This is a genomic window from Streptomyces sp. NPDC002602 (assembly GCF_042889445.1).
Taxonomy (GTDB): Bacteria; Actinomycetota; Actinomycetes; order Streptomycetales; family Streptomycetaceae; genus Streptomyces.
This window is the reverse complement of the sequence record NZ_JBIAQX010000006.1, coordinates 1-12,142: the sequence shown is the minus strand read 5'-3', so window position 1 is coordinate 12,142 and position 12,142 is coordinate 1. Positions and strand designations below refer to the sequence as shown.

At 72.2% G+C, this 12,142-nt stretch carries 7 protein-coding genes and 1 pseudogene; all 8 read right to left on the bottom strand.

Annotation, left to right across the window (positions count from 1 at the left end):
- Positions 1–5 precede the first annotated feature (5 nt).
- Positions 6–1,433 carry a DUF6177 family protein gene (locus tag ACFYW3_RS18350; protein ID WP_389386771.1) on the bottom strand — a complete coding sequence of 476 codons (1,428 nt, stop codon included), beginning with the start codon at positions 1,431–1,433 and terminating at the stop codon, positions 6–8.
- A 16-nt stretch (positions 1,434–1,449) separates the two neighbouring features.
- Positions 1,450–5,457: a type VII secretion protein EccCa gene (eccCa, locus tag ACFYW3_RS18345; RefSeq protein WP_389386770.1), complete on the bottom strand. Its 4,008-nt coding sequence runs from the start codon at positions 5,455–5,457 to the stop codon at positions 1,450–1,452.
- Positions 5,454–6,656 carry a MinD/ParA family protein gene (locus tag ACFYW3_RS18340; protein WP_389386769.1) on the bottom strand — a complete coding sequence of 401 codons (1,203 nt, stop codon included), beginning with the start codon at positions 6,654–6,656 and terminating at the stop codon, positions 5,454–5,456. Before ACFYW3_RS18340 ends, eccCa begins: the two co-directional genes overlap by 4 nt.
- A gap of 17 nt (positions 6,657–6,673) precedes the next feature.
- Complete coding sequence (locus tag ACFYW3_RS18335; RefSeq protein WP_389386768.1) at positions 6,674–8,200, bottom strand: EsaB/YukD family protein; 1,527 nt, start codon at positions 8,198–8,200, stop codon at positions 6,674–6,676.
- 186 nt (positions 8,201–8,386) lie between these two features.
- On the bottom strand, positions 8,387–8,605 hold the full coding sequence (locus tag ACFYW3_RS18330; protein ID WP_351762295.1) for a hypothetical protein: 219 nt from the start codon (positions 8,603–8,605) through the stop codon (positions 8,387–8,389).
- Positions 8,606–8,825: 220 nt separating this feature from the next.
- Entirely contained in the window at positions 8,826–9,473 is a 648-nt protein-coding gene (locus tag ACFYW3_RS18325) for a pentapeptide repeat-containing protein (protein ID WP_389386767.1), read from the bottom strand.
- A gap of 500 nt (positions 9,474–9,973) precedes the next feature.
- On the bottom strand, positions 9,974–10,750 hold the full coding sequence (locus ACFYW3_RS18320) for a hypothetical protein (RefSeq protein WP_351762286.1): 777 nt from the start codon (positions 10,748–10,750) through the stop codon (positions 9,974–9,976).
- Between the two features lie 32 nt (positions 10,751–10,782).
- Positions 10,783–12,142, bottom strand: a pseudogene (locus ACFYW3_RS18315) (hypothetical protein); the annotation flags it as partial.

Below are 12,142 nucleotides of genomic sequence, written 5' to 3'. Positions count from 1 at the left end.
GGCCCTCAGGCGGGCGGCGCCCCGCGCAGGTGGCGTACGAGCTGCTCCAGGGCGGTCCAGCTCTCGGTGCTCTCGCCGTCGCCCAGGGGGTAGTAGTAGCCCGGCCGGGCGTTCGAGCCCAGTTGTACCGGGTGGTCCTTCAGCGGTGTCCTGCTCGCGGTGTCACGCCCCGCCTCCCGTACCTCCGCGGGACCCAGCACGAAGGCGTACGGCAGTGGCGGGCGCTCGAAGCGGGGCGGGGCGCTCAGGTCCCGGCGTGCCGCGCGGAGTTGGCACATCATGGTCTTCAGCCCGTGCCGGGTCACCAGCTCGCCGGCCAGCCCCGACAGGTCCTCCAGCGGCGGCTTCTCCCCGGGTCCGAAGCCCACGGTGAGGGTGACGTCCTCCTCCACCCCCTCCGCGGTGCGGACCACGCGCAGGGTGGCGACGGCCGGCCGGTCCGGGGTGCCGACGACCACCGTCCAGGTGGGTCGGGGGGCGCGCGCGTACGCCAGGTCGGTCAGTTGCCGCCGCGACCAGGCCAGACCGGCCGGCTCCGAGGTTCCCCAGCCGGCCGGCGGACCGCCGGTCAGCGCTTGCCAGGCGGCCTCCAGCGCGCCGCCGAGAACGAGGTCCGCCTCGGGCTGGTGCAGGGTGCGGAAGGAGAGGATGAGCTGTCGCTCCCCGGTGGGCTCCACCTCCGCGAAGGTGTCCGCCACCGCGGTCTCACCGTTCTCGTCCCGGTCCGGGGAGAAGGCACCGTCCTGCCAGCGCAGTACCGCGCCGGTCAGTCCGTCGTAGTAGCCGCAGCGCTCGTCCCGCACCACCCAGCGCGAGGGCGTGGACTGCAGCAGCAGGCGGGTGGGCAGGGAGAGGCGGCAGTGCGGCGGGGTGACGATCTGCAGGGACCGGTCGCTCTCCACGGTGGCCCGCAGCGCCTCCGAGAGCCAGCTCGTCATGGGGACGACCGGACGGTCCTGGAGGACGACGGCGGCCTCGTCGGTGAGCATGTCGACGGCCGGCTGGGCGGCGGCCGGCAGCGGTACGGCCGTGACGCCCGAGACGTCGACCGGGAGGGCCGCGCCGACGGTGCCGGGGGCGTCCGGCGGCCAGACCCGGCCGCCCAGGAGCATGGTCAGTCGGGCCGCGAAGGCACCCGCGAGCTGCTCGGCCTGCGGTACGCCCGTGGTGGCGCGCGCCTCGATCCACCACGCCGGGCCGGCGCCGGCCGGCTCGGCGTCGGGCCCCAGCAGCCGGGCCGCCTCGCCCGGCACCTGGAGCAGCAGCGGCGCCTCGATCGAGACGAGCGGCCGTCCCTCGGCGTCGCACAACTGGACCACGGCGCCCTCGCCGGCGGTCTCGACCCGCAGGTCCGGGCCACCCGCGAGGAGGCCCGCCAGGACGGCCAGTGCGTCCGGCATGCGCTCGGTGAGCGCGATCACGTCTTTGGTCATGCGGTGTTCCCCCTGGTCATGCGCGGTCGGCTGTCGTCTCGGTGTCGCCGTCCGCGCCGGCGAGCGCCGTCTGGATCAGCCGGGTGGCCTCGCCGCGGCGGACGAGCGTGCCGCGCCCGGGCGGCTGGGTGCTCGCGTACACGCCGGGGAAGAGTTGCCCCTCCTGCCGGTCGCCGGTCATGACGACCGCCGACGTACCGCTCTCCCGGAGCGTCATCAGGAACGGCTCGTACAGCGCCCGCGAGGCTCCCGCCACCCTGCGGGTGACGACGAAGTGCAGGCCGATGTCCTGTGCGGAGGGGATGAACGGCATGAACGGCGCGAGCGGTTGCTGTCCGCCGGTGGTGAGGATGTCGTAGTCGTCGATGAGGATGACGATGCGCGGGCCCGAGTACCAGGTGCCGGACACCAGGGCGTCCTGGGAGGCGAGGTCGTCGGGCATGCGCTTTTCCAGCTCGGTGGCGATGCCGGTGGCCAACGCGCCGCACAGCCGGGAGTTGTGGGCGTAACCGCCGCGGTACTCCTCGGGCACCAGCCTGCGCAGACCCCGGCGCGGGTCCATGACCGCGAAGACGATCTCCTCGTCGGAGTAGCGCTCCATGAGCCCCTGGGTGACCAGGCGCAGCAGGTTGGTCTTCCCGCACTCGCTGTCGCCCAGGATCATCAGGTGCTGGTCCCGCTTGAACAGGTCGAGCAGGACGGGTGCGAGGGCGGTCTGGTCCAGTCCGAGCGGTACCCGGTTGGGTTCGGTCGTCACGGACGGCAGGGCGGCGACGGGGATGCGGGAGGGCAGCACCCTGACCCGCTGGGCGCCGTCGCCGGACCAGGACGAGCGGACCACCATGGCCGCCTGTTCGACGGCCGGACCCAGCTCGGAGGTCGAGGCGAGGGAGTCGATGCGGGGCAGCGCCGCCTGCGCGAAGAGCTTGCCGTCGGTCAGGACGCGACCCTTCTCGTCCGGGGCCAGGGTCTCGGCGAGCTTGCGGTCGATGCTGGAGTCGCCGGGGTCGTTCAGGCGCAGCTCGACGCGGGTCCCGAACAGGGACTGGGTGGCGATGCGGACGTCGTTCCAGCGCAGCATGCCCGCGACGACGTGGACGCCGTAGCCGCCGCCGCGCTTGAGCAGGTCGGTGACCGCGTCCTCGATCTCGTCGAAGTCGTCGCGCAGGGCGCCGAAGCCGTCGATGAGGAGCACGATCTCGGTCGAGGACAGCTCGGGGAGCCGGCCCTCGGCGCGCAGTTCGCGCAGCCGCTCGACGGAGTCGATGCCGTGCTCGCGGAAGAGCTCCTCACGGGCGGCGAGCATGCCGCGCACCTCTTCGACGGTACGGGCGGCGCGTTCGCGGTCGGCGCGGCCGGCGATCCCGCCGACGTGCGGGAGCCCGGACAGCGCGGCGAGACCGCCGCCGATGAGGTCGAGCCCGTAGACGCCGACCTCGCGCGGGGTGTGCGTCATGGCCAGGGACAGCGCCAGGGTGCGCAGCAGGGTGGTCTTGCCGGACTGGGGGCCGCCGATGACGGCCGCGTGGCCGCCGCCGACGGTGAGGTCGAGGACCCACTGCCCCTGCCACTGCCTGGCCGGGTCGTCGAGGACACCGAGCGGAACCTTGAGCGGGCCGGGCCGGACGGCCAGTTGTACGCCGCGCTCCCCGGTCCGCAGCGGACCGGCCGAGGTGTCCAGGGCGATGGCGCGGGGCAGCGGCGGCAGCCAGATGGCACGGGTGGGCCGGGCGGCGTGCCGGAGCTGGTCGACGACGACGGACATGACGGTGGGCCCGGGGTTGCGGTTGCGCATGGCCGGCCGGTCCTCGCCGGAAGGGGCCGCCTCGGGCTCGCCGAGGGTGTTGTACTCCGGGTAGACGTGGACGGCGGGGCCCTCGTCCTCGTCGTTCCGGGCGACCGGGCCGTGGTAGGGCCCGGAGACGAAGCTCGCCTTGAAACGCTCGTAGGCGCTGGTGTCGACCTTGAGATAACCGAAGCCGGGGATGGGCGGCAGGTGGAAGGCGTCGGTGGTGTCGAGCACCGTGCGGGACTCGTCGGCGGAGAAGGTGCGCAGACCGAGCCGGTAGGAGAGATAGGTGTCCAGGCCCTTGAGCTTGCCGCCCTCGATGCGCTGGCTGGAGAGCAGCAGGTGCACGCCGATGGAACGGCCGATGCGGCCGATGGACAGGAACAGGTCGATGAAGTCGGGTTTCGCGGTGAGGAGTTCGCCGAACTCGTCGATGACGACGAAGAGGTGCGGCAGCGGGTCGAGGTCGGGCCGGGTCTCGCGCAGGGCCGCGTAGTGCCCGATGTCGGCGATGTTCCCGGCGTCCTTGAGGACCTGCTGGCGGCGCTGTACCTCGCCGGCGAGGGAGGAGTGGACGCGCTCGACGAGGCCGGCCTGGTTCTCCAGGTTGGTGATGACGCCGGCGACGTGCGGCAGGTCGGCGAAGGGGGCGAAGGTGGCGCCGCCCTTGTAGTCGACCAGGACCATGGCGAGGTCCTCCGGCGGGTGCGAGGCGACGAGCGCCAGCACCAGGGTGCGCAGCAGTTCGCTCTTGCCGGAGCCGGTGGCGCCGACGCACAGACCGTGCGGACCCATGCCCAGCTCGGAGGATTCCTTCAGGTCGAGCAGGACCGGTTGGCGGGAGTCGCTGATGCCGATCGGTACGCGCAGGAAGGCGCGTTCACCGCGGGGCCGCCACAGTTCCCGGACGTCCAGGGAGGCCGGATCCTCGACGCCGAGCATCTCGGCGAAGTCGACGGGGCCGGACAGCGGGGCGTCGACGAGGGACTCGGCGGACAGCCGCAGCGGGGCCAGCAGCCGGGCGACGCCCTCGGATCCGGCGGCGGTGGCCGGGTCGGCGGTGCCGTGGGCGGTGACGGGCTCGGCGGGGCGCAGGTCCTCGATGTGGACCCGGTCGCCGTCGACGGTGATGCGCAGGGAGACCTGGCCGGGCTCCTGCACCCGGTCGGCCACCAGGTGCAGCACGGTGACGCCCATGTCCCGCAGGCTCACGGCGTCGTCGGGGCGCGGCAGCTCGTGCGCGTCCTCGCCGTACCCGTCACTGACGACCAGCAGTCGCCCGGTCATCTCCAGGGCGTCCTTGCCCGACAGCCCGCGACGGACCTCGGCGGCGTAGGAGGCGCGGGCGCGCAGGTCCCGGTTCATCAGCCGGGCGAGCTGCGCGGGCGCGGGGGCGATGCGGCGGGCGCTGACGGGCCCGTCGTGCTCGTCGGGGTCGAGGGTGTGGGGCAGCCACTTGACCCATGCCCAGTCGCTCATGCGGTCGCCGGGGCAGGCGAGGGCGAGCGCGACGTCGTCGGGTGCGTGGGCGACGGCGGTCTGGGTGAGCAGGGCGCGTACGACGCGCAGGACGCCCTCGCGGTCACCGACGACGCTGACGTTGCCGGCGCGGTCGAGTGGCACGGTCAGGGGTAGGTCGGTCGCTGTAGAGAATCGTTTCCTCAGCGCGCCGGCCTCATTGAGCATGAAGCGGTCGGGCGGGGTGAGGACGCTGCCGCCCTGCTCGCCGACGTCCAGGGGGCGCACCGGCATCCGCCCGGTGCCCACCCGCACGCGCAGGAAGTCGCCGTCGAGGCGGCGCCGCTCCCACAGCCGGGCGGGGTCGCGCACGATGTCGTAGAGCGCCTCGGGCGGCGGATCGAGGACCCGTGCCGCCTCGCGGCGCTCGCGCTCCTCGGCGCCCAACTCCTCGCGCAGCTCCTCCAGGTACTCCAGATAGCGCTCACGCTGTTGGCGCCGGGTGCGCTGGGCCTTGCCCCGCTGCGACAACAGCATGCCGACCGAGCCGATCACAGTGACGAGCAGCACGATCGCGCCGATGCCCGCGAACTGGCTGTTGCGCACCATCGTCATCATCACGACGGAACTCATCACGCCGGCGATGGGCATGAGGGTGTGCAGCGCGCCGCCCGTCCTGCCCTCGGGCAGATTGGGCGGCGGCTCGATCGTGCGCGCCCCGGGCACCGGCAGCGGCCGGGTGGTGCGGGCGGGACGGTGGACCATGCGGGTGCTCATCGGTTGCTTCGCCTGCTCATGGCTCGGGTGAGGACTTCGGCGGCGAGCTCGGTGACGGCCTCGCGCGTGACCTGGCCGAGCAGGTCGGTGCGGATCGGGCCGCCGGCGGCGAGGTGCCGGTCGTACGGGAGCATCAGGACCTTCACGCCGCCCAGTTGCAGGTGCTCACGCGCCGCGGCCACGTCGAGCGTCATGTGGGGGGACGACGCGGCGACGACGACCACCGTTCCCTCCAGCATCCTCGGTCGCGACAACGACGCCATCCAGTCCAGCACCGATCGGGTGGTGGTGACGCCCTCGACGGTGGCCGGGGTGACCAGCACCCGCGCCTGCGCCGCCGACAGGGCGGTACGGGACAACTCGCTCGGGAGGGTGTCGCAGTCCACGACGGTGATCCCGAAGTAGCGGCGCAACGCGACCATCACCGAGCGGTACTCGGCCAGTTCCAGGCGGTTGCCCACCCGGCCCTGGCTGCCGGGCAGCAGCCACCCCCGGTCGGGCAACTGGACGAGATAGCCGACGACGTCGGTGAGCTGCATCGACGGGTCGATGAGCTGCGCGACGTCACTCGTCGTCCAGCGCACCTTGGTGACGCCGAGCCGGGCCGGGAGCGTACCCAGTGCCGGGTCGGCCTCCAGCATCAGCACCGGATCCTGACGGTAGTGCCCGAAGGTGCGGCCGAGCAGCGCGGCGACGGTGGTCTTGCCCGCGCCGCCGCGGATGCTGGTGACGACGATCTGCCGGCCCGTGGTGAGCGGCTGCTGGAGCGCCTGCGCGACGCGGGTCGCCTCCTCCACCTCGCGGGTGGCCGAGGAACCGACGAGCCGGCGCAGCGAGCGGGAGGTCCGCCTGGTGGCGGAGTCCCCGCTGAGCGGCTTGCCCCTGACCAACTCGTCGGGGAGCGGCAGCTCCATGGTGACGGGCGTGGGCAGCGGCCGGGGGGCGGGTGCGGGGGCGGGCGTCGGGTGGGCCTGGGCGGCGGTGTCCCGGCCCGGTGCCTCGGCCCGGTTCGGCGGCTCGGCCCGGCCCGGTGCCTCGGCCCCGCCCGGCGGCTCGGCCTGGTTCGGCGGCGTGTCGGGGGACGCGGACGCGGCCGGGGGCCCGCCGGTCGGCTTCCCGGACCGGGCCGGTTCCTCGGCGCCGCCGTTGAGGTTGCGCAGGTCGCGCAGTACGTCGCCCTGCCAGTCGTCCTGGGACATGCGATCTCTCCTGGAGCTCAGAACTGGTGGAGCAGACGTGCGTAGACGCCGAAGACCCCGACCACGAGCGGGAGCAGCGCGATCACGCCGATGGTCTCGACGAGGTCCACGGCGCGCCGCAGCCGCACGCCCACGTGTTCCGGCGGCCGGACCGCCAGCACGGCGAGCGGCACGAGCGCCACCCCGCAGAGCGCGGCCAGCGGCCCGTACGGGGCGCCGGGGACATGGTCGATCCACAGCACCACGAGGCGTACGAGCAGCACCAGGGCGGCGGCCAGCAGCGTGACGACCTCGGCGATCAGGGGGAAGGCGCGCGAGCGGGAGAGCAGCACGACGACGGTGAGGGACGCGAGGAGGACCGTCCACCACGAGGGGGCGGTGACGGCCGACAGCCCGCCGGCCGCGGCGGACGCGGCGACGACGACGGTGGCCAGGACCAGCCCGCGGTGGGTGGCGGCGAGGGCGGTGTCGACCTCGTGGCGGCTGACGGAGGCGCCGCCCGAGCGACGGTCGTCGAGTCCGGTGAGCCCGGCGGCCATCAGCGCGAGGCGGGGCAGCAGGCCGAGTACGACGACCGACACGAGGGCCATGACGGATCCGACGCGCGCCGGGTCGTCCTGGAGCGCCGCGACGGCCTCCCACGCCCCGGCGGTGACGACGACGGCTCCGGCGCCGATCAGGCCGCCCTTGCCGAGCCGCGAGAACAGCCCGGCGAGCGTGAGCGTCACGGCGAGCGCGCCGGCCACGGCGGCGAGCCGCGCGGCCCCGCCCCAGGCGTGGGCGTCGGCGGCGGTCCACGCGGCGAGGACGCCGAGGGCGCCACCGGTCAGCAGGAGGGTGCCGCCGAGGTCGCGGCCCGCCTGACCCGCCTGGTCCGCGCGTCCTGCCTGACCTGCCCGGTCCGGCTGTCCTGCCCGGTCCGGCTGTCCTGCCCGGTCCGGCTGTCCTGCCGGGGCCGGCCGACCGTCCCGACCGTTCTGACCGTCCCGACCGTTGTGCCCCGCCCGGGTTGCGGCTCGCGTACCGGCCCGGGTGCCGATCCGCGCGGCGACCGCGCCGACGGCCGCGACGAGCACGGCCAGGACCGCGAGGGGAGCCGCCACCTCGGCCGTGCCGACGAAGGTGCGCGCGAGCACACCGGCGGTCACGGCCGGCACGATCGTCGCCACGCCCGCGGTCCACCGCCGGGCCTCGGGCCGCCAGCGCCACGCGCGTACGTCCAGGTCCTCGGCGAGCTCGTCGGTGACGTCGTGCACGACGGGGGCGGAGGGGGCGTCGTGCACGCGGACGAGCCGCAACACGGCGCCGTCGGGCACGGCGGCCTCGGCCAGGGTCCCGTCCTGCGGCAGAACCGTTCCTTCTGCATTGATCAGATGCCGGGCCGCCGGCCGCTCGCCCACCCTGTCGTCCAACAGCCGCAGGACATCGGGCAGAAGCCGCCCTATGGGCTCATTCGCGGGGAGCACCAGATCCACTCTCCGTCGATCGCCGACGAGAGTGATCCTGCTCAATTCCGTGCGCTGCTTTTCCCCCACGTTTACCACGCGGCAGAACCTATCACTGGGCCGACTCCGTCATTTCGTGTGTTCCTTTGGGATGATGCGTCGTATTCGCATGTACGGAGGACGACGAAGGCGACACCGACGGTGACGGAGTCGCCTTCGGTGCATAGTGGTGCCGTTGCCGCTGTTTCTGTCGCGCTCGCGTCATCCTTCGCCATTATTTCCCGATCAGCCGGACGCCGTCTCGGTGAGGCCCGGTGCCTCGCGTACCTCCGCGCGCACTTTCTCGTCACCGACCGTCAGCAGGTGGGCGCCGAACTCCCGCACCCTCGGGCCCTCGGCGCGGAAGACGATGGTGACGGCATGGTCCAGCGTGCGGGCGGAGGCGCTGACGCGCAGCACGCTCATGGCCAACTCCACCGACAGCGGGCCGTCGACAGGCGCCACGGCGCACGCCAGATCCACCAACTGCGTGGCCAGGTCGAAGCGCTGCTTCCCCAGGATCCGCGGCGGCGCTGATCACGTCGTCGATGTCGTCCGTCGGCCGGCCGTCGCAATCCATGCCCAGCAATTCACGACAGCCGTGCATGAACTCGTTCCTGTTTCCTTGAATTCGCTGCCCGCCGAACCCCACGGCCATGTCCCGGCGGGCGCATCGTGACAGGGTCTACCGCGGCGGGCGACGCGGCGGAATCACCTGTACCTGCCCGCCTCGCTCAGCGATCCACGCCTCGAGCTCCGCGTCGGCCAGCTCTCGGGACGATTCGCCGCTGAAGACGGTGATCGGGCCGAAGACGGTGCCGGTCAGTCCCCGCACCACAGTGGAGTCGTCCACCTTGATCTCAAACAGGTTCTCGTCGAGGACGGCGTCGGTCAGGTCCGCCCCCCTCATGTCGGTGTCCATCAGCGAGGCACCGAGAAACCGTGTTCCGCGGAAACTCGCTCCCGCCGCGTCGACATCGGCCAGCGAAGCCCGAACCATGTCCGCCCCGTCGAGTCGCGCCGACCTGAGCACGGCCTCGTCGAGGTTCGCCCTGACGAGATCCGCCCCGGTCAGATCCGCTCCGGTCAGATCCGCCGATTGCAGGTCGGCACGGTAGAAGGAGGCGCCGACAAGTCGCACGTCCACGAGGACCGCATCGGTGAACCACGCGTTCGAGAAGTCCCCGCCCGACAGGTCGGCGCCCCGGAAGTCGCACTCCATGCCGTTCAGGTTGTACTCCTCGGAGCCGAGCCACTCCTGCAGTTGCCGCGTGGCTTCCGCAGCGGCCGGGAGAACGGTCGGCCTCCAGTTCTTGCGGGTACCAGATGACACGATCTCCCCAACCGTTGCTTTCAACAGCGGCCTTGACGCTGTCGATTGCCGCTTGATTTACGTTCCGGACATCAATGACGACTATGCGCCCGTGTCTTTCGATCGCACGTTCGCCGGGCGGTGTGCCCGTTTCACCAGAGGTGTCCGGCTGTCCGGTTCCCCGTGTTCCTGAGTCTCCCCGTCGGACGTGGGCTTCTCCGGATGGCCGTCGGCACCGCCGTCGGATCCGTTGTCGCCAGAACCGGACCCGGGGTTGTCGCCGCCCAGGACCACACAGGCAAGGAACCGCTCGAGCTCGGGCGCCCCGGCATCGTCCATCAAGGCGACGAGTCCGGGAACGCGGGCCCGGTGAAGTGGATCCGCGAATTCCGGGCGGTCCGAAAGGCCGTCCACGCCGGCCGGGACACCGGGATCGTGAGCCCCGCACGGTGGGCCGATCCGTCCACGCACCGCTCGTGGCCACCCCGTCCGCGTGCCGGCCGCTCAGCCGAGAAGCGGTCCTACTCGGCGCCGCCCAGCGCCTCTCGAACCTCCGCGCGCACTCCCTCATCGCCGACCGTCAGCAGGTATTCGCCGAACTGCCGGACCTCCGGGCCCGCGGCTCGGAAAACGATGGTGACGGCATGGTCCACCGTGCGGGGGGAGGCGCTGATACGCAGCACGCTCATGGCCAACTCCACCGACAACGGGCCGTCGACAGGCGCCACGGCGCACGCCAGATCCACCAACTGCGTGGCCAGGTCGAAGCGCTGCTTCTCCCCCTCGGCCAGGGAACGCACACCACGGCTCACGACATCCCGGATGTCGACCAGTGCGGCCCTGACCGTGGCGCTGTCGATCAGTTCACCGAGTCGGTCCTCGAAGTACTGGCTGTCGGCCAGCCGCACGAGAGCGCGGAAGGCCCGCTCACGCAAGGCCGCCGTCCCCTTCTCCTCGACCAGACGACGGCTGCCGTCCACAGCCACCGCCAGCTGCGAGAACGTGCTGTCCACCGAGAACTTCCGGTCGATCGAGAAGTCGTACCAGGGGGTGGCCTCGGGGTCCGCGGCCGCCCGGATCACCGCCTCGAAACCGGCAGGCTCAGCCCACGTGGTCAGCGCCAGGCAGGCCAGGAAGCGTTCCTTCTCGGGTTCACGCGGATCATTCATCAGCTCGATGAGCCCGGGGACACGCTCCCGGTGCCCGGGCTCATCGACCGCGCTGAGAATCACATCGTCGATGTCCGTCGTCGGCTCGCCACTGAAATTCGTGCCGAGCAATTCATCGAACCGTGTCATGACTCGCCTTTCTTCATATGCGGATTCAGACACTAGAACGGCCCGGTGATGTAGTCCTTTGGTACAACGCCCTTGACCAACCACTCAGAGTCGCGGCGCGTGTGCATCATGTCCTTCATCCGCTGCTCGAGGCTGTCCGTCTTCTTCTTGCCGAAGCCGAGCCCCTCCGCCATCTCGCGGATTTTCTCATAGCTCGCACGCGGCGGGACCGAGATGTCGATCGGGCGCCCGGCCGTCTTGTTGGCGGCTGCCTGAATGGCCGCCTCGACCTCTCTGGGCGAATACACCTCCACGCCCTTGACCTTGCCGTTGGCGATGTCCTCCATCAACCTGGGCAGATCCACGCGGATCGTCTTGCCGCCGTAGTCCTTGGCGTCCGCGCCATCCTTGCTCGTCGACGTGAAGGGGCTGTCCGACTTCCTGGGCTCGCGCCCCACGACGTGGTCGACGATCGTCGCTTGGCCATCGGGGTTGGCCGGCACGAGGTCACCATCGGCATTGATGTAGCTCTTGCGCTGACCCTTGCTGTTGTACTCGTCCGAGAAGTCGTTGTCCTGGCGCCGGAGGTCCGGGACGTCCTCGCCGGGGCGGGGGGCGTACGGGCCGTCACCCGGCGGGGGAGTGCCGGCGCCGTCCGGAGAACCGGGCTCGCTCTTGCCCGAGTCGCCGGGACCGTGCCCGGGGTCCGAGGGGGTGTGGCCGGTGTCCGCCGGGCCATGGCCGCCTGAGCCGCCGCCCGGTACGTGGCCGGCGGGAGTGCCCGGGGTGTGGTTGCCCGCGCCCCCGCCGGTGCCCGACGTGTCGTGACCGGAGTGTCCCGGAGTGCCACGACCGCCGCCACTGCTCGGGGTGTGCGATCCGCCGCTCCCGCCGGAAGGCGTGTGTGAGCCCCTGCCCGGGCCGCCGGAGGAGTGATCCGTGGCATGACCGCCCGTGGACGGCGTGCCGGATGTACTGCTGCCGTCCTTCGGGGACGTTCCGTCTCCCGGGTGCGTCGAGCCCGTCGGGTGGCCGGTGCCGTTCTCGACGTGGCTCGGCCCCCCGGCGCCTTCGAGGACTCGCTCCTTGACGGGGGCGGGGGCGGGTTCGTGGTGGTTGGGCAGGTCGCTCTTGTGGGGTTCCCTGACGGGTTCGGTGTCGGGAACGACGTTGCCGTGCTCGTCGCGGATGCTGCCGTCGTGGCCGATGACGCGCTTGTTGCCGTCGGCGTCCTCGTACTCGCGCCCGGGGGGCGTCTCATCGCCCGCGTGCGCGGGGGTCGAGGGCGCCTCGCCGGTGTGGGCGGGTGTCGCGGGTACCTCGCCGGTGGGCATGGAGCGGGCCATGTCGTCGACGCCGGCCCGGCTGGCCTTGAAGCCCTCCATGAAGTCGCCGACCCTGAGCTTGCTGACG